We start from the raw sequence: 18,712 nt of genomic DNA, 5'->3' as shown, positions 1-18,712 counted from the left end.
TTATAAGCGTTTAAATTGCGCTCCAGGTGCTGTCATACCGACTGCATTTACGCGGTAAATCGAAAAACTATTCTTCGCCGCGCCAGGTCGGGAGTGTTTCCCGCTGGAATTGAGCAAAAATGCCGCTGTATTGTCCCCCAGGGAAAGGCAAAAATTTACTATTTTCAACACCACATCCACAGGCAGTAAGACTTTATGACCCATCAGTTAAAATCGCGCGATATTATCGCTTTGGGATTTATGACATTTGCACTGTTCGTTGGTGCAGGTAACATCATCTTCCCCCCAATGGTTGGTTTGCAGGCAGGTGAACACGTCTGGACTGCGGCTTTTGGCTTTTTGATTACCGCCGTTGGCCTGCCGGTACTTACCGTTGTCGCGCTGGCGAAAGTCGGCGGTGGTGTGGACCGACTGAGCACGCCTATCGGTAAAGTTGCCGGTCTGCTGCTGGCGACCGTTTGCTATCTGGCCGTTGGGCCGTTATTTGCTACCCCGCGTACCGCGACGGTCTCTTTCGAAGTCGGGATTGCACCGCTGACTGGTGACTCTGCGCTGCCGCTGTTTATCTATAGTGTTATCTATTTCGCGATTGTCATTCTGGTTTCGCTTTATCCAGGCAAACTGCTGGATACGGTGGGTAATTTCCTGGCACCGCTGAAAATCCTGGCGCTGGTGGTCCTGTCTGTCGCTGCAATCGTCTGGCCTGCAGGCCCGATCAGTAATGCGATGGAAGCCTATCAAACTGCGGCGTTTTCTAATGGCTTCGTGAACGGGTATCTGACCATGGATACGCTGGGCGCGATGGTGTTTGGTATTGTTATCGTTAACGCCGCTCGCTCGCGTGGTGTTACTGAAGCGCGTCTGCTGACCCGTTACACCGTTTGGGCGGGTTTAATGGCGGGTGTGGGCTTAACGCTGCTGTATCTCGCGCTGTTCCGTCTGGGTTCAGATAGCGCGATTCTGGTCGATCAGTCTGCTAACGGCGCGGCGATTCTGCATGCGTATGTTCAGCACACCTTTGGCGGTGCAGGAAGCTTCCTGCTGGCGGCGCTGATTTTCATCGCCTGTCTGGTCACCGCGGTTGGCCTGACCTGCGCCTGCGCAGAGTTCTTTGCCCAGTACGTTCCACTGTCTTATCGTACGCTGGTATTTATCCTCGGCGGCTTCTCGATGGTGGTTTCTAACCTGGGTCTGAGCCATCTGATTCAGATCTCTATTCCGGTGCTGACGGCTATCTATCCGCCATGTATCGCACTGGTTGTATTAAGCTTTACCCGCTCATGGTGGCATAATTCTTCCCGCGTCATTGCACCTGCGATGTTTATCAGCCTGATTTTTGGTATCCTTGATGGCATTAAAGCTTCTGCAATTGGCGACGTGTTACCGGCCTGGACCCAGCGTTTACCGCTGGCGGAGCAGGGGCTGGCGTGGTTGATGCCAACAGTCGTGATGGTGGTCCTGGCAGTTATCTGGGATCGCGCCGCGGGTCGACAAGTGACCTCCAGCGCACACTAATATCACTGACAATAAGTTTTAACCACGGGGCTATTAACATGGCCCCGTGGTTTTTTTATTGTGTTAACAGGTTAGGAATCGATGGAAAGTAATAACAAGCTAAAGCGTGGGCTGAGCACCCGGCACATCCGCTTTATGGCATTAGGTTCAGCAATTGGTACCGGGCTGTTTTACGGCTCGGCCGACGCCATCAAAATGGCGGGGCCAAGCGTGTTGCTGGCCTATATTATCGGCGGTGTCGCAGCGTACATTATTATGCGTGCGCTGGGCGAAATGTCTGTTCATAACCCGGCAGCCAGCTCCTTCTCGCGCTATGCGCAGGAAAACCTCGGACCGCTGGCAGGCTACATTACCGGCTGGACCTACTGTTTTGAAATCCTGATTGTCGCCATTGCCGACGTGACAGCCTTCGGCATATACATGGGCGTCTGGTTCCCGGCGGTACCGCACTGGATTTGGGTACTCAGCGTGGTGCTGATTATCTGCGCCATCAACCTGATGAGCGTGAAGGTGTTTGGTGAGCTGGAGTTCTGGTTCTCGTTCTTCAAAGTCGCCACCATTATCATCATGATTGTTGCCGGTTTCGGTATCATCATTTGGGGGATTGGCAACGGCGGACAACCAACCGGTATCCATAACTTATGGAGCAACGGTGGCTTCTTCAGCAACGGCTGGCTCGGCATGGTGATGTCGCTGCAAATGGTGATGTTTGCCTATGGCGGGATCGAGATTATCGGGATTACCGCAGGCGAAGCCAAAGATCCGGAAAAATCTATTCCGCGCGCCATCAATTCCGTACCAATGCGTATCCTGGTGTTTTATGTGGGGACGCTGTTCGTCATTATGTCTATCTACCCGTGGAACCAGGTGGGTACCGACGGTAGCCCGTTCGTTATGACGTTCCAGCATATGGGTATTACCTTTGCTGCCGGAATCCTCAACTTTGTGGTTCTGACTGCGTCGCTGTCGGCTATTAACTCTGACGTCTTCGGTGTGGGGCGTATGCTGCACGGCATGGCGGAGCAGGGCAGTGCCCCGAAAATGTTCGCCAAGACGTCGCGTCGTGGCGTGCCATGGGTGACGGTAATGGTGATGACTATCGCGCTGCTGTTTGCGGTGTATCTTAACTACATCATGCCGGAAAACGTCTTCCTGGTGATCGCCTCTTTGGCGACTTTCGCCACGGTATGGGTGTGGATTATGATCCTGTTGTCGCAGATTGCTTTCCGTCGTCGTCTGCCGCCGGAAGAGGTCAAAGCGCTGAAATTTAAAGTACCGGGTGGGGTAACGACGACTGTTGTTGGCCTAATTTTCCTGGTCTTTATCATCGCGCTCATCGGCTATCATCCGGATACCCGCATTTCGCTGTACGTCGGCTTTGCGTGGATTGTTCTGCTGCTGGTCGGCTGGGGATTCAAGCGCCGTCGCGAGCGCCAACTGGCTGAAGCACAGTAATATTTTTGCCGGGTAGCTTTGCGTTACCCGGCAATTTTCTCCTCCCCCGAACTCCTCCCCCAATAAACGTTAAGATGATGAGTGATCCTGCACTTCGCTATGGCAAGGTGACGTCATTATCATCAAAGGGGATACGTGATGTTGAACGCCTGGCACCTTCCGGTTGCCCCATTTGTTAAGCAAAACAAAGATCAACTGACGATTACATTATGGTTGGCGGGGGAAAATCCACCCCAGCGGGTGACGCTACGCGCAGAAAACGATAACGAAGAGATTTCGCTGGCTATGCACAAGCAGCGCAGCCAGCCGCAGCCGGGCGTGACCGCGTGGCGAGCGGCGATCGATCTCTCCAGCGGGCAGCCTCGTCGACGCTATAGCTTTAAATTACTTTGGCCCGATCGTCAGCTGTGGTTCACCCCGCAGGGATTCGGCCGTTTTCCGCCTGCGCGTCTGGAGCAGTTTGCGGTTGATGTGCCGGATAACGGTCCGCAGTGGGTTGCCGATCAGATTTTCTATCAAATTTTCCCGGACCGTTTTGCCCGCAGCCAGTCGCGTGAAGCGGGCCAGGATAACGTCTATTACCACCACGCCGCCGGACACGACATCTTACGGCGCGAATGGGATGAACCGCTTACGGCTCAGGCCGGTGGCTCCACGTTCTATGGCGGTGATTTGGACGGCATCAGCGAAAAGCTACCGTACCTGAAAACGTTAGGGGTCACGGCGCTGTACCTGAATCCTGTATTTACCGCCCCGAGCGTGCATAAATACGATACCGAAGATTACCGTCATGTTGATCCGCAATTTGGCGGCGACAGGGCGCTACTGCGTCTGCGGCACAACACCCAACAGCAGGGCATGCGTCTGATTCTCGACGGCGTCTTTAACCATAGCGGCGATTCGCACGCCTGGTTTGACCGACATAATCGGGGGACGGACGGGGCGTGCCATAATCCAGAATCCCCCTGGCGCGACTGGTATCATTTCTCAGCCGACGGCGTTGCGCTCGACTGGCTGGGATATTCCAGCCTGCCCAAGCTGGACTTTTCTTCGGAAAGCCTGGTGAATGAAATTTATCGTGGTGAAGACAGTATCGTCCGCCACTGGCTGAAAGTGCCGTGGAGTATGGACGGCTGGCGTCTTGATGTGGTGCACATGCTGGGAGAGGCCGGAGGCGCACGTAACAACCTACAACATGTGGCCGGAATTACGCAGGCGGCAAAAGAAACCCAGCCAGAGGCGTATGTGGTGGGTGAGCATTTTGGCGATGCGCGCCAGTGGTTGCAGGCTGATGCAGAAGATGCCGCCATGAACTATCGCGGCTTTACTTTCCCCCTCTGGGGATTCCTCGCCAATACCGATATCTCATACGACCCGCAATCCATTGATGCCCAGACCTGTATGGCGTGGATGGATAACTACCGCGCGGGGTTGTCGCATCAGCAACAGCTGCGGATGTTTAATCAGCTCGACAGCCACGATACCGCCCGCTTTAAATCTCTGCTCGGTAAAGACGTCGCACGGTTACCGCTAGCGGTGGTATGGCTGTTTACCTGGCCTGGCGTGCCCTGTATTTACTACGGTGACGAAGTGGGGCTGGACGGGAACAACGATCCGTTTTGTCGCAAACCGTTCCCGTGGCAGCCTGAAAAACAGGACGCTACTCTGCTGGCGTTGTATCAGCGGCTGGCAAAATTACGCCACCAGAATCAGGCGCTTCGCCACGGTGGTTGCCAGGTGATTTACGCCGAGGATAACGTGGTGGTGTTTGTTCGCGTGCTAAACCGACAGCGCGTACTGGTGGCGATTAACCGTGGCCACGCTTGTGAAGTGGTCCTGCCAGCCTCGCCATTACTGAGCGTGAGTCAATGGCAGCACAAAGAGGGCAACGGTATGCTTACCGACGATATCCTGACGCTGCCGGCGATTTCCGCCTCGGTATGGATAGGTCATTGATATAAGCGCGCAATCTCCGGGCTTGCCAGCAGCGTTTCCCGCCACCAGCGCTGTGCCAGCCCATCGCGGTTATTGCGCCATGCCATATAAGCCACGTCTTTTTGGCGAAATGAGATAACCGTTTTTTCCACCAGCTCGCCCGTGGTAAGCCACGGGCTGGCAATATGGCGGGGGAGAAATCCGCAGCCCATACCGGCCCGCAGTAGCATCACCTTACTGTGGAAGTCATCGACGCGGATTTGCGCCTGTTCCTCCATCAGATTGGTTTGTAACGGATGGCAGAAGCGGGCGCTGTCGCTGATAACAATCGCGCGATGCAGGCATAACTGTTCGTTGGTCAGGCCGTCTGCTGCTGCGGCCAGCGGATGCTCAGGCGCAACGACAAACACATTGTCCAACGTGCCGAGCATTTTATAGGACCAGGCTGCAGACGTTGGCGGTTCATTAATTGCCCCCAGAATAATATCGGCTCCATTATGGGTCAGTTCCTCCCAGGAGCCCGCCAGCGTATGGTGGGTAAAACTGAGGCGAGTTTGCTTATTCAGCGCATGAAATTCATCGATAATGGGTAACAGCGCAGCGAAAGGGAAGGAGTCGTCCAGCGCAATTGCCAGCTCTTTTTCCCAGCCTGAACTCAGCTGTACCGCCTGTTTTTCGAGATCTTTTGCCGCATTCAGCAGCAAACGCCCTTTTTCCAGCATCATCTGTCCGGTATCGGTAAATTTTGCCCGGTGCCCGGAACGGTCAAGCAGCTCGATATTCAAATCGCTTTCCAGCTTCTGAATCATATAGCTGAGTGCGGCAGGGGTTTTAAACAGCGACTCGGCCGCTGCGGCAAATGAACCCTGTTTGTCGAGAGCGTCGAGAATAAGCAAAACATCCAGATTAATGCGCATAAGCAGAAAATATCCTGAAAATTAAACCCTTCTGTTGTACCGAATGAAGAAAAACAATGCCAGTGAATAAATTAGATGAGTCATGCGCATTTTTTTGATGTTGTTTAGGATATATCGCAACACAAAATTAATAGTTTCACTGGATGGTAAGTTTTCTTTAATAACTCGTTAGAAATTTCCCGCTATACTCAACAAGCTTTCTGATTCAGGATCCTGCTGCTGACGGCAGATACAGACCGTTGCCTTTTAACTTATTGATTAAGAAGGTGTGCTATGTCTATTCGGGAACTGATTGACCCTCAAAACTCTACGCTTATTTTTATTGATCATCAGCCGCAAATGTCATTCGGTGTGGCGAATATTGATCGCCAGACTTTAAAAAATAATACCGTGGCATTAGCGAAAACCGGGAAAATATTCAATGTTCCGGTGATTTATACTTCTGTAGAAACTAAAAGTTTTAGCGGATATATCTGGCCGGAATTGTTAGCGGTTCATCCTGATGTCAAACCCATTGAACGCACCTCAATGAACTCCTGGGAAGATACGGCGTTTGTGAAAGCGGTGGAAGCGACCGGGCGTAAAAAACTGATTATCTCCGCGCTGTGGACCGAAGTATGCCTGACTTTTCCAGCGCTGATGGCACTGGAGGCAGGCTATGAAGTTTATGTGGTAACGGATACCTCCGGCGGCACGTCCGTAGATGCTCATGAGCGTTCTATCGACCGCATGGTACAGGCTGGTGCCGTACCCGTAACCTGGCAACAGGTTCTTCTCGAGTACCAGCGCGACTGGTCCCGCAAAGAAACCTACGACGCCGTAATGGATCTGGTACGCGAGCACAGCGGTGCCTACGGTATGGGCGTGGATTATGCCTATACCATGGTGCATGGCGCGCCGGAACGTAAAGCTTAAATACACGTCATCCTTCATGTTGCATCTTTGTTGGCTTCGTTTGCGTCCCCCGGTCACTTACTTATGTAAGCTCCCGGGGATCCACAACCTTGCCGCCTCGATGCACCATGAATGATTTTGTGTATTACTTTCCGGGCCTAAGCGGCCTGTTTCCTGTCAACAAGGAACCCTTCATGGCGCAGAACAAACATGTGACGTTGGTAATTACTCACACTCTGCTACCTGAGCAGGCGCAGCGGTATGAGCAGTGGCTGGGGAAAATCATGCCTGTAGCGGCTGAATTTCCCGGTCATCTCGGGGCGAACGTGATTCGCCCGGCAGATGGCAACAACCTGTGGAACATCATTATCCGCTTCGACACGCTTGAGCATCTGTATAGCTGGACCCAGTCCGATACGCGCCGCGTGTTGGTCGAAGAGATTGCTCCACTGCTGGCTGAAGGTGACAAAACCGAAATTCGCACCGAAGCAGCATTCTGGTTTACGCCGCCCGCGCCCCATGTACGACAGCCCAAACGCTGGAAACAGTTTCTGATAACCCTGCTGGTGATATTTCCAAGCACCAATCTGGTGCCGTGGTTGACCGGCATTGTGCTGCCTGCAATGAAGGGCTCGTTACTCCTGCATCTCATCAATGATGCCTTTGTGGTTGCGCTGGTGGTCTGGTTCTGGATGCCCATCGTAACCCGTCTGTTTGCCGGATGGCTGAAAAAAGCCTGACCGGTATCTCAGGAGATTGTTATGTCTCAAACTGCCACACTGATTCTGACTCACGGAAAAATTCATACTCTCGATAGACAAAGTCCTCAGGTCGAGGCGGTGGCGATCGCCAACGGAAAAATTCTGGCGACCGGTAGCCACGAACGGGTAATGAGCTTTACCGCTGAAGGGACGCAGGTTGTCGATCTGCAAGGGCATACGGTGATCCCTGGCCTGAACGATTCGCACCTGCACCTTATTCGTGGTGGACTGAATTACAACCTGGAATTGCGTTGGGAGGGTGTGCCGTCACTGGCGGACGCGCTACGCATGCTCAAAGACCAGGCTGACAGAACGCCGTCGCCACAATGGGTACGCGTGGTGGGCGGCTGGAGTGAATTCCAGTTTGCCGAACGTCGCATGCCAACCCTCGAAGAACTGAATGAAGCCGCTCCTGATACTCCGGTTTTTGTTCTGCATCTCTACGACCGGGCTTTGCTCAACCGCGCCGCGCTGAAAGCGGTTGGCTATACCAAAGCGACGCCGGATCCGGCGGGCGGTGAGATTGTGCGTGATAGCAACGGCAACCCGACCGGAATGCTGATCGCTAAACCGAACGCGATGATCCTTTACTCGACGCTGGCAAAGGGACCAAAACTGCCGCTGGAAATGCAGGTTAACTCGACCCGTCAGTTTATGCGCGAGCTGAACCGTCTGGGACTGACCAGCGCCATCGATGCGGGCGGCGGGTTCCAGAACTACCCGGAAGATTACGAGATCATTGAGCAGTTACACGCCAACAAACAGATGACGGTGCGTATTGCCTACAACCTGTTTACCCAGCGTCCGAAGCAGGAACTGGAAGACTTTGAACGCTGGACTGATATGCTCAAGCCAGGGCAGGGAACCGACTTCTATCGTGCCAATGGGGCAGGGGAAATGCTGGTTTTCTCGGCCGCGGATTTTGAAGACTTCCTCCAGCCACGCCCGGATCTGCCGGAAGGTATGGAAGATGAGCTGGAGCGCGTGGTGCGACACCTGGTTGAGCACCGCTGGCCGTTCCGCTTGCATGCTACCTACGATGAATCCATCAGCCGAATGCTGGACGTGTTTGAGAAGGTAAATCGTGATATCCCGTTCAATGGTCTGCACTGGTTCTTCGATCACGCCGAAACGATTACCGAACGGAATATCGAGCGTGTAAAAGCGCTGGGGGGCGGGATAGCGGTTCAGCACCGCATGGCGTTCCAGGGCGAATATTTTGTCGATCGCTACGGTAAAGATGCGGTCAAACATACACCGCCGGTGGCGAAAATGCTGGCGGCTGACGTTCCGGTCGGACTGGGGACTGACGCCACACGCGTGGCCAGCTACAACCCGTGGACCGCGCTCTACTGGCTGGTTTCGGGCCGTACCGTTGGTGGTATGGCGATGTATGATGATAACAATCGCCTGCCACGCGATGTGGCACTGGAACTGTGGACGGCCGGTAGCGCCTGGTTCTCCAGCGAACAGGGTAAGAAAGGGCGCATCGAGAAAGATCAACTGGCCGACCTGGTGGTGCTGTCCAAAGATTACTTCAGCGTGCCGGAAGAAGAGATTAAAGGTATTGAGTCGGTAATGACCATTGTTGATGGCAAAGTGGTTTACGCCGCCGGGCATTTCACCCCGCTGGCACCACCTGCTATTCCGGTTGTGCCGGACTGGTCGCCGGTAGTGAAGGTGCCGGGGCACTATCGCTCAGCGCCAACTGCTGCGGCGAAAATTGGCGCAATGGTGCAGATGCACCAGTGCTGCGGTAGCTGCGGTGTACACGGTCACCAGCATGATATTGCGCGGAAATCGGGGATTCCGGTGTCAGATGACCGGGCTTTCTGGGGCGCGCTTGGCTGCTCCTGCTTCGCGTTTTAATTGTGGTTTGGATAAGCGTATCGTCACTGGCGATACTAACGGAAAGTGACGCAATCGCTTATCTGATCTGCGAACAATAAAAAAGGCCCGCATTTGCGGGCCTTTCGTCGATTCATGCCAATTACAGGCTGGAAACGTTCTCGGTCAGGTATTTTGCCACGCCGTCCGGAGACGCGTTCATACCTTCTTTACCTTTTTCCCACTGTGCCGGGCAAACGTCGCCGTGCTCTTCGTGGAACTGCAGCGCGTCAACCATGCGCAGCATTTCGTCGATGTTACGACCCAGCGGCAGATCGTTAACCACCTGGTGGCGAACAACGCCGTTAGCGTCGATCAGGAAAGAACCGCGCAGCGCAACGCCCGCTTCCGGGTGCTCAATGCCGTAGGCTTTCTGGATTTCGCGTTTAATGTCAGCAACCATTGCGTATTTCACTGCACCGATGCCGCCTTTGTCGACAGGGGTGTTACGCCATGCGTTGTGGACAAATTCAGAGTCGAAGGAAACGCCAACAACTTCAACGCCGCGCTTCTGGAATTCTTCGTAACGTTTGTCGAATGCGATCAGTTCAGACGGGCAAACGAAGGTGAAGTCCATCGGCCAGAAGAACAGAACGGTGGTTTTACCGTTGGTATGCTGTTTGAAGTTGAAGTTTTCAACGATCTCACCGCTACCCAGTACCGCAGCTGCTGTGAAATCCGGAGCCTGACGAGTTACCAGTACCATATAATTCTCCTGCAAAGTTAAGGGGTTTTTGGAACGCAACGCGGGCCAGTATAGAGAGTGTTCGGGAATAAGACAAAGAGGCGCTGGCAATCAATGAGACAGGTTTTGTCTATCAATCTTTTGCCGGACGGTGGCTACTGCTTATCCGGCGGGGAATACGGGCTGCGATCAAAGGGTTTTGCACCGCGCCTGTTCCATCATTTGCGGATAAAACTGCCAGAATCGTTCTTCTAACGCATCGTAATGCGTATCGAGGTCATACCATGAGTCGCGTAGGGCATCGAGCCGTGGACGGCGGCTGGCCATGCCGTTCAGGACGTTCTGGATAAAATCCATGTCCCGGTAGCGCTCAAGCCATTTCTCTGACCATATATAGTTGTTCAGATTGATAAAGCGCGGCGGCGATTCCGGCAAAATAGTGGTTACCTGGGTACGGGCATAGCGCACAAAGTCCGTCAGCGGGAAGTCAGGTGAGATTTCCGACCAATGGCGCGACAGAAAATGATCCCACATAACGTCCAGCGTAATCGGCGCGACGCGGCGCGTTTCGCTACGAAACCACTCTTTGGCTTCACGCACCTGCGGTAAGTTATCGGTCATCACATCGATACGACGATGCATAAAGATGCCTGCTACCACATCAGGCGAGTAGTGCGTTTCCGGATTACCCCGGACAAAATCGGCCAGCAGATTGCCGGAAAGCGAGCTATCGGCAAGGTGAGCGAGATGCAAATGTGCAAGAAAATTCATAGTTAAACGTTTATCCAGAGGGGTAAAGGTTGCAGGGAGAACGCCCCGGCACTAGACTACCCGCCTCTTATTTTAGTCTGAGTCAGTGTCATGCGCGTTACCGATTTCACCTTTGAACTACCCGAATCCCTGATTGCCCACTATCCGCAAGCTGAGCGCAGTAGCTGCCGCTTGCTGTCTTTGGACGGGCCGACGGGCGCGCTGACGCACGGTACTTTCACCGATTTGCTCGACAAGCTCAACCCTGGAGACTTGCTGGTCTTTAACAACACCCGCGTCATTCCTGCGCGTCTGTTTGGTCGTAAAGCCAGCGGCGGCAAGATTGAAGTGCTGGTCGAGCGTATGCTGGATGACAAACGTATTCTGGCGCATATTCGTGCCTCGAAAGCGCCGAAACCGGGTGCCGAGCTGCTGCTGGGCGACGACGAAAGTATTAAAGCGACGATGGTCGCCCGCCATGACGCGCTGTTTGAAGTTGAGTTTAACGACGAACGCAGCGTGCTGGATATCCTCAACGCCATCGGCCATATGCCGTTGCCGCCGTATATCGACCGTCCGGATGAAGACGCCGACCGCGAGCTGTACCAGACCGTGTACAGCGAAAAACCGGGTGCCGTCGCTGCGCCGACCGCGGGTCTGCATTTTGACGATCCGCTGCTGGCTAAACTGCGCGATAAAGGCATTGAAATGGCGTTCGTCACCCTGCACGTTGGCGCGGGTACTTTCCAGCCGGTGCGCGTAGACACCATCGAAGACCACATTATGCATTCTGAATATGCGGAAGTGCCGCAGGATGTGGTGGACGCGGTGCTGGCGGCGAAAGCGCGCGGTAATCGCGTGATAGCCGTGGGAACAACGTCCGTTCGCTCACTGGAAAGTGCGGCGCAGGCGGCCAAAAACGATCTCATCGAGCCGTTCTTCGGCGATACACAAATCTTTATTTATCCAGGCTATAAATATCAGGTGATTGATGCTCTGGTCACCAACTTCCACCTGCCGGAATCGACGCTGATTATGCTGGTTTCCGCATTTGCTGGTTATAAAAACACCATGCACGCCTATCATGAAGCGGTAAAAGCGGAATATCGCTTTTTTAGTTACGGGGATGCCATGTTTATCACGTACAATCCGCAGGCTATTTCTGAGCGACCGTGAGAAGGCTATCTCACTTGCCATTTTGATGTCGGGCAGTGCTCGCCATCCTCACGTACTGCGTGTACGCTCCGGTGGCTGTGCGCTGGTCGCCCCCAAACTGGCTGCGCCGATTGCGCCTTCGCCAGTGGGTTAATATATTTTTACTCCGTGGAGTGATTCCGTGGGGAAAGTTTAATCATCAGACTGTCTCTCTGATGCAGGAGAAAAAATGAAATTTGAACTGGATACCACAGACGGTCGCGCTCGCCGTGGCCGCCTGGTTTTTGATCGTGGCGTAGTAGAAACGCCTGCTTTTATGCCGGTCGGTACTTACGGCACAGTAAAAGGCATGACGCCGGAAGAAGTTGAAGCGACCGGCGCGCAGATCATCCTCGGCAACACTTTCCACCTGTGGCTGCGCCCGGGTCAGGAAATCATGAAACTGCACGGCGATCTGCACGATTTCATGCAGTGGAAAGGGCCAATCCTTACCGATTCCGGCGGCTTCCAGGTGTTCAGCCTGGGCGATATCCGTAAGATAACCGAGCAGGGCGTGCATTTCCGTAACCCGATCAACGGCGATCCGATTTTCCTCGATCCCGAGAAGTCGATGGAGATTCAATACGATCTCGGTTCCGATATCGTGATGATCTTCGACGAATGTACACCGTATCCGGCCGACTGGGACTATGCTAAACGCTCAATGGAGATGTCTTTGCGTTGGGCGAAGCGCAGCCGTGACCGTTTTGATAGCCTCGGCAACAAAAATGCGCTTTTTGGCATCATTCAGGGCAGTGTTTACGAAGATTTACGTGATATCTCCGTCAAAGGTCTGGTAGATATCGGCTTTGATGGCTACGCTGTCGGCGGTTTGGCTGTCGGTGAGCCGAAGGAAGATATGCACCGCATTCTGGAACATGTTTGCCCGCAGATTCCGGCAGATAAACCGCGTTACCTGATGGGCGTCGGCAAACCAGAAGATCTGGTTGAAGGCGTGCGTCGCGGTATCGATATGTTTGACTGCGTGATGCCAACGCGAAATGCCCGTAATGGTCATTTGTTTGTGACTGACGGCGTGGTAAAAATTCGTAACGCGAAACATAAAAGCGACACCAGTCCGCTCGATGCTGAGTGTGATTGTTACACCTGTCGCAATTATTCGCGCGCTTACTTGCATCATCTCGACCGTTGCAACGAAATATTGGGCGCGCGACTCAACACGATTCATAACCTTCGCTACTACCAGCGTTTGATGGCGGGTTTACGCAAGGCTATTGAAGAGGGTAAATTAGAGAGCTTCGTGACCGATTTTTACCAACGTCAGGGTAGACCAGTTCCACCTGTGAACGTTGATTAATTTTAATAATGAGGGAATTTGAATGAGCTTTTTTATTTCTGATGCGGTAGCGGCAACAGGTGCTCCGGCGCAGGGCAGCCCGATGTCTCTGATTCTGATGCTGGTGGTGTTTGGTCTGATTTTCTATTTTATGATCCTGCGCCCACAGCAAAAGCGTACCAAAGAACACAAGAACCTGATGAACTCCATTGCGAAAGGCGATGAAGTACTGACTAACGGTGGTCTGGTGGGTCGCGTGACTAAAGTAGCAGAATCTGGCTACATCGCTATCGCGCTGAACGACACCACTGAAGTGGTTATCAAACGTGATTTCGTAGCTGCCGTTCTGCCGAAAGGCACCATGAAGGCGCTGTAATTTATTGTTTTCCCAAAGGGAACTGCCGTGTTAAACCGTTATCCTTTGTGGAAGTATGTCATGCTGATCGTCGTTATTGTCGTCGGTCTGCTCTATGCGCTTCCCAACCTGTATGGTGAGGATCCGGCTGTTCAAATCACTGGCGTGCGCGGTGCCGCCGCCAGTGAGCAAACGCTGATCCAGGTCCAGAAAACGTTACAAGAAGATAAAATCACACCTAAGTCTGTGGCTCTGGAAGAGGGTGCTATTCTCGCGCGCTTCGACTCCACTGATACCCAACTGCGCGCACGTGAAGTATTAATGGGCGTACTGGGCGATCAGTACGTCGTGGCGCTTAACCTTGCTCCGGCAACCCCACGCTGGCTGGCTGCCATTCACGCAGAACCGATGAAACTCGGTCTTGACCTGCGTGGCGGCGTTCACTTCCTGATGGAAGTGGATATGGACACCGCGCTGAGTAAGTTGCAGGAACAAAATATCGATAGCCTGCGCAGCGATCTGCGTGAAAAAGGCATTCCTTATACTACTGTTCGCAAAGAAGATAACTACGGTCTGAGCATCACTTTCCGTGATAGCAGCGCCCGTGATGAAGCTATCTCTTACTTGAGCAAACGTCACCAGGATCTGGTTATTTCCAGCCAGGGCAGCAATGCTCTGCGTGCGGTAATGACCGATGCGCGCCTGAGCGAAGCCCGTGAATACGCGGTACAGCAGAACATCAACATTCTGCGTAATCGTGTTAACCAACTGGGTGTTGCTGAGCCGGTGGTACAACGTCAGGGTGCTGACCGCATTGTGGTCGAACTGCCGGGTATTCAGGATACCGCGCGTGCGAAAGAAATTCTGGGCGCAACCGCGACGCTGGAATTCCGTCTGGTAAATACCAACGTTGACCAGTCCGCTGCGGCATCCGGGCGTGTACCGGGTGACTCGGAAGTGAAACAGTCTCGTGAAGGTCAGCCGGTTGTGCTGTACAAGCGCGTGATCCTGACCGGTGACCATATCACCGACTCTACTTCCAGCCAGGACGAATACAATCAGCCGCAGGTTAACATCTCGCTGGATAGCGCAGGTGGTAACATCATGTCCAACTTCACCAAGGACAACATCGGTAAGCCGATGGCGACCCTGTTTGTGGAGTACAAAGACAGCGGTAAGAAAGATGCTAACGGTCGTGCAGTACTGGTGAAACAGGAAGAGGTGATTAACATCGCCAATATCCAGTCTCGTCTGGGTAACAGCTTCCGTATCACCGGTATCAACAACCCGAACGAAGCACGCCAGCTTTCCCTGCTGTTACGTGCCGGTGCGTTGATTGCGCCAATTCAGATTGTTGAAGAACGTACCATCGGCCCAACCCTGGGTATGCAGAACATTAAACAGGGTCTGGAAGCATGTCTGGCCGGTCTGGTGGTGTCTATCCTGTTCATGATCTTCTTCTATAAGAAGTTCGGTCTGATTGCGACCAGTGCGCTGATTGCTAACCTGGTGCTGATTGTCGGTATTATGTCGTTGCTGCCGGGTGCTACGCTGAGTATGCCGGGGATTGCGGGGATCGTCTTAACCCTTGCTGTCGCGGTCGATGCGAACGTACTGATCAACGAACGTATCAAAGAAGAGTTGAGTAACGGGCGTTCGGTGCAGCAGGCCATCAATGAAGGTTATGCGGGCGCATTTAGCTCCATCTTTGATGCGAACATTACGACGCTGATCAAGGTCATCATCCTGTACGCAGTGGGCACCGGGGCAATTAAAGGGTTCGCGATTACTACCGGTATTGGTGTGGCGACGTCGATGTTTACCGCGATTGTCGGTACACGTGCCATCGTAAACCTGCTGTATGGCGGCAAGCGCGTCAAAAAGCTGTCAATCTGAGGAGTGCGAAGTGGCACAGGAATATACTGTTGAACAATTGAACCACGGCCGTAAAGTCTGGGACTTTATGCGCTGGGACTACTGGGCTTTCGGCATTTCAGGTTTCCTGCTGATTGCGGCCATCGTGGTGATGGGCGTACGCGGGTTTAACTGGGGTCTCGATTTCACCGGTGGTACGGTTATTGAAATCACGCTGGAAAAACCGGCCGATATGGACGTGATGCGCGATGCGCTGGAGAAAGCGGGCTTCGTTGATCCGCTTCTGCAGAACTTCGGCAGCAGCCACGACATTATGGTACGTATGCCGCCAACTGAAGGTGCAGACGGCGGTCAGGTGCTGGGTAGTAAAGTGTTGAGTGTGATTAACGAATCCACCAACCAAAACGCCGCGGTGAAGCGAATTGAATTCGTGGGTCCGAGCGTGGGTGCAGACCTGGCACAAACCGGTGCGATGGCGCTGATGGCGGCGTTGATCTCCATCCTGGTGTACGTCGGTTTCCGTTTTGAGTGGCGACTGGCGGCAGGGGTAGTTATCGCGCTGGCGCACGACGTGATTATCACACTTGGGATCCTGTCGTTGTTCCATATCGAGATTGACCTGACTATCGTCGCATCACTGATGTCGGTAATCGGTTACTCGCTGAACGACAGTATCGTTGTATCTGACCGTATTCGTGAAAACTTCCGCAAAATTCGTCGCGGTACGCCTTACGAAATCTTTAACGTGTCACTGACTCAAACGCTGCACCGTACGTTGATTACGTCCGGTACAACGTTGATGGTTATTCTGATGCTGTTCCTGTTCGGTGGTCCGGTACTGGAAGGATTCTCACTGACGATGCTGATCGGTGTTTCCATCGGTACTGCGTCTTCTATCTACGTGGCTTCGGCGCTGGCGCTGAAGCTGGGTATGAAGCGTGAGCACATGCTGCAGCAGAAGGTCGAGAAAGAAGGGGCGGATCAACCGTCGATTCTGCCTTAACCCATCCAGGAGTGAAGATACTGGAATCCCGATCGCAAGGTCGGGATTTTTTTTGCCTGTGAATTAGCGACAGGTAATTATCTTTTCCTGTCGCCACACTACTGACAGTATGCTGTCAGTAGCCCTGTCTTATAGTCCTCCTGAGATTACCCACACAGGCAGGAGGAAGTATGAGCAACGTAATTAATTGGTTTGAAATCCCCGTGGCACAAATGGATCGCGCCATCGCTTTTTATGAGCCAGTGATGCAGGTTTCTTTGCGTAGGGAGAACATGGACTGCGCTGAGCTCGCCGTATTTCCGCATCAGGATCCCGCTCCCGGCGGGGCGCTGGCTAAATTTGATGGTATTACGCCTTCAGCGCAGGGCGCTATTATTTATCTGCATACGGACGATTTGGCTGCAACGCTTGAACGCGTCGCCACTGCTGGCGGTCAGTGTGTGTTTGGCCCACTCGAACTGGGGCAGGACATTGGTACGATTGCGCTATTTACTGACAGCGAAGGCAATCGTGTTGGTTTACATCAACCGCGTAATATTTTCAGCACTGAGGATTAAAATGAGCAGACGCGCCGACCGCTTGTTTCAGATTGTGCAAATCCTGCGTGGCAGGCGAGTGACAACGGCGGCGCTGCTGGCAGAGCGTCTTGAGGTTTCTGAACGGACGATTTATCGCGATATCCGCGATCTCTCTTTATCCGGCGTGCCTATTGAAGGCGAAGTGGGCAGCGGATACCGCTTAATGGCCGGGTTTGATCTACCGCCCTTGATGTTAACGCATCACGAATCAGAAGCATTGATGGTAGCGATTCGGTTGCTGAAAACATGGGGTGGGGATTCACTCTCACAGGCGTTGGAATCCGCGCAGGAAAAAGTGTTGGCGATATTGCCGCCAGAGAGTCGGCGCAGAGCCGAGCAAACGCGGATTTTCGCGCCAGATTTTGGTAATCAGCCGCATTCACGTAGTGCCTTCGATCTCATACATCGCGCGGTTTCAGCACAGCAGGTGCTGGCGCTGCATTATCGCGATGAGTCCGGGAACCTCTCCTGGCGCGACGTTCAGCCGCTGGGATTATTTTTCTGGGGCGAGCACTGGCTGCTGGTTGGCTGGTGCGAGAAGCGTGACGATTATCGTTGCTTTCGCGTTGATCGATGTCTGAAGATTACGCCACTCGACAGGCATTTTCGCGAATCGACAGATCGCTCGCTAAGTGACTTTTTGCGTAAAGTACGCTGTGAAGACCAGCCATAAAAAAGCCAGCGGTTAAGCTGGCTTGTCTGCGAAACATTGTCTGGATTAGAAGTTGTAACCTACGACCAGGTAACCACCCCAACCGGTAGATTTCGCGCTGAAATCGCCTTCGCCCCAGTTCAGGGTATCTCCACCTTTCCACTGGCCGCCGTTATGGAAGTAACGCGCTACGACGGAGTAATGCCAGTGATCGTAGTTCAGCGCCAGGACGTGGCTGGACGCGATAGAGTTGCTGGTGCGGTTCGGATCATCACCCAAATCTGAGCCCCAGTCGAAGTTGGTGAAGCCGATGTAGGTCAACTGACCGCCCCAAACCTGGGTGATCGGCACAAAGTATTTCACTTTGAAACGGTAGCCATCCCACTCGTTTTCGTTGGATGCGCCATAGTTCTGCCACTGGTATTTAGCATACACGTTCAAAGACAGACCCATCGGCAGACCGGTATCGATATCGGTACCCAGACCCATATACCAGGTGCTCTGGCGGCTGGCTTTGTTATCACCCATATCGTAGATGTAGTTGTTGGCGAAATACCATTCTTTGAACGGACCAAAGCTCAGGTCAGCGCCGGTCAGTTTGTCGATGGAGAAACGCGGTTCGATTTCCATAAACAGCGGGGAACCGTCAGACCAGATACCTTTATCGTTGCCGTTACCCCAGTCGAAGGTTTTCGGAATATCGATGTAGCCATAGAAGTCAAACCAGTCTTTTTTAGCAAACGCTTCGTATTCCAGATACACGTCGTTGTTCAGTTTCGGGGAGAAACGGGTGTGATAGCTACCCACCACGTTAACGCTCTGGTGCCACCAGTCGGACAGATATTGCGGTTTGTCATTTTCTGCTGCGTTGGCAGTAAAAGACGAGGAGAGCGCCAGCACTGCACCGGCTGCAAGTAATGTTTTTTTCATATGTATGCCACTGTTTGAAATCCCTTTCG

General features: G+C 53.2%; 17 protein-coding genes. 13 read left to right on the top strand and 4 right to left on the bottom strand.

The window, feature by feature from the left end; genetic code table 11:
* The first annotated feature begins 195 nt into the window (after positions 1-195).
* The 3 genes from brnQ to malZ all read left to right on the top strand — a co-directional run bounded on the left by brnQ (position 196) and on the right by malZ (position 4,926).
* Positions 196-1,515 carry a branched-chain amino acid transporter carrier protein BrnQ gene (gene brnQ / locus OGX94_RS10540; protein ID WP_003021501.1) on the top strand — a complete coding sequence of 440 codons (1,320 nt, stop codon included), beginning with the start codon at positions 196-198 and terminating at the stop codon, positions 1,513-1,515.
* 81 nt (positions 1,516-1,596) lie between these two features.
* A complete protein-coding gene (gene proY / locus OGX94_RS10535) occupies positions 1,597-2,970 on the top strand; it encodes a proline-specific permease ProY (protein ID WP_003021504.1) in 1,374 nt (457 codons plus the stop codon).
* A 138-nt stretch (positions 2,971-3,108) separates the two neighbouring features.
* The gene (gene malZ / locus OGX94_RS10530; RefSeq protein ID WP_257661411.1) at positions 3,109-4,926 is read left to right on the top strand and encodes a maltodextrin glucosidase; all 1,818 of its coding nucleotides are present in this window, start codon (positions 3,109-3,111) and stop codon (positions 4,924-4,926) included.
* On the opposite strand, the gene OGX94_RS10525 is transcribed toward malZ, so the two are convergent.
* A complete protein-coding gene (locus tag OGX94_RS10525; protein WP_003830973.1) occupies positions 4,920-5,822 on the bottom strand; it encodes a LysR family transcriptional regulator in 903 nt (300 codons plus the stop codon). The genes malZ and OGX94_RS10525 overlap by 7 nt on opposite strands.
* Before the next feature lie 273 nt (positions 5,823-6,095).
* Between OGX94_RS10525 and OGX94_RS10520 the strand changes: the two genes are divergently transcribed.
* From OGX94_RS10520 to OGX94_RS10510, 3 genes are all read left to right on the top strand, one after another.
* Positions 6,096-6,737, top strand: a complete 642-nt coding sequence (locus tag OGX94_RS10520; RefSeq protein ID WP_003830974.1) for a hydrolase — start codon at positions 6,096-6,098, stop codon at positions 6,735-6,737.
* A gap of 173 nt (positions 6,738-6,910) precedes the next feature.
* Entirely contained in the window at positions 6,911-7,456 is a 546-nt protein-coding gene (locus OGX94_RS10515; RefSeq protein ID WP_003830975.1) for an antibiotic biosynthesis monooxygenase, read from the top strand.
* Between the two features lie 21 nt (positions 7,457-7,477).
* A complete protein-coding gene (locus tag OGX94_RS10510; RefSeq protein WP_257661413.1) occupies positions 7,478-9,346 on the top strand; it encodes an amidohydrolase in 1,869 nt (622 codons plus the stop codon).
* A 121-nt stretch (positions 9,347-9,467) separates the two neighbouring features.
* On the opposite strand, the gene OGX94_RS10505 is transcribed toward OGX94_RS10510, so the two are convergent.
* Both OGX94_RS10505 and acpH read right to left on the bottom strand, forming a co-directional pair.
* The gene (locus OGX94_RS10505; protein ID WP_003021524.1) at positions 9,468-10,070 is read right to left on the bottom strand and encodes a peroxiredoxin; all 603 of its coding nucleotides are present in this window, start codon (positions 10,068-10,070) and stop codon (positions 9,468-9,470) included.
* Positions 10,071-10,238: 168 nt separating this feature from the next.
* Entirely contained in the window at positions 10,239-10,820 is a 582-nt protein-coding gene (gene acpH / locus OGX94_RS10500) for an ACP phosphodiesterase (RefSeq protein WP_003830978.1), read from the bottom strand.
* A gap of 90 nt (positions 10,821-10,910) precedes the next feature.
* Here acpH and queA point away from each other — a divergent pair, with 90 nt between their 5' ends.
* From queA to OGX94_RS10465, 7 genes are all read left to right on the top strand, one after another.
* Entirely contained in the window at positions 10,911-11,975 is a 1,065-nt protein-coding gene (gene queA / locus OGX94_RS10495; protein WP_032942525.1) for a tRNA preQ1(34) S-adenosylmethionine ribosyltransferase-isomerase QueA, read from the top strand.
* A gap of 208 nt (positions 11,976-12,183) precedes the next feature.
* Positions 12,184-13,311, top strand: coding sequence for a tRNA guanosine(34) transglycosylase Tgt (gene tgt, locus OGX94_RS10490; RefSeq protein ID WP_003021535.1), 1,128 nt, complete (start codon positions 12,184-12,186; stop codon positions 13,309-13,311).
* Positions 13,312-13,333: 22 nt separating this feature from the next.
* Positions 13,334-13,666, top strand: coding sequence for a preprotein translocase subunit YajC (gene yajC, locus OGX94_RS10485; protein ID WP_003021544.1), 333 nt, complete (start codon positions 13,334-13,336; stop codon positions 13,664-13,666).
* Between the two features lie 27 nt (positions 13,667-13,693).
* Positions 13,694-15,541 (top strand): protein translocase subunit SecD, encoded by a 1,848-nt coding sequence (gene secD, locus OGX94_RS10480; protein WP_003021547.1) that lies wholly within the window; start codon positions 13,694-13,696, stop codon positions 15,539-15,541.
* Positions 15,542-15,551: 10 nt separating this feature from the next.
* A complete protein-coding gene (gene secF, locus OGX94_RS10475; RefSeq protein ID WP_003021550.1) occupies positions 15,552-16,523 on the top strand; it encodes a protein translocase subunit SecF in 972 nt (323 codons plus the stop codon).
* Between the two features lie 170 nt (positions 16,524-16,693).
* Positions 16,694-17,080, top strand: a complete 387-nt coding sequence (locus OGX94_RS10470) for a VOC family protein (RefSeq protein ID WP_257661414.1) — start codon at positions 16,694-16,696, stop codon at positions 17,078-17,080.
* A 1-nt stretch (position 17,081) separates the two neighbouring features.
* Positions 17,082-17,774, top strand: a complete 693-nt coding sequence (locus OGX94_RS10465; protein WP_126955927.1) for a helix-turn-helix transcriptional regulator — start codon at positions 17,082-17,084, stop codon at positions 17,772-17,774.
* 45 nt (positions 17,775-17,819) lie between these two features.
* On the opposite strand, the gene OGX94_RS10460 is transcribed toward OGX94_RS10465, so the two are convergent.
* A complete protein-coding gene (locus OGX94_RS10460; protein ID WP_003021561.1) occupies positions 17,820-18,683 on the bottom strand; it encodes a nucleoside-specific channel-forming protein Tsx in 864 nt (287 codons plus the stop codon).
* Positions 18,684-18,712 lie beyond the last annotated feature (29 nt).

Origin of the sequence: Citrobacter sp. Cpo037 (genome assembly GCF_030332945.1) — a bacterium.
In the GTDB taxonomy this organism is placed as follows: Bacteria; Pseudomonadota; Gammaproteobacteria; order Enterobacterales; family Enterobacteriaceae; genus Citrobacter; species Citrobacter portucalensis.
This window is presented reverse-complemented; position numbering and strand designations above follow the sequence as displayed.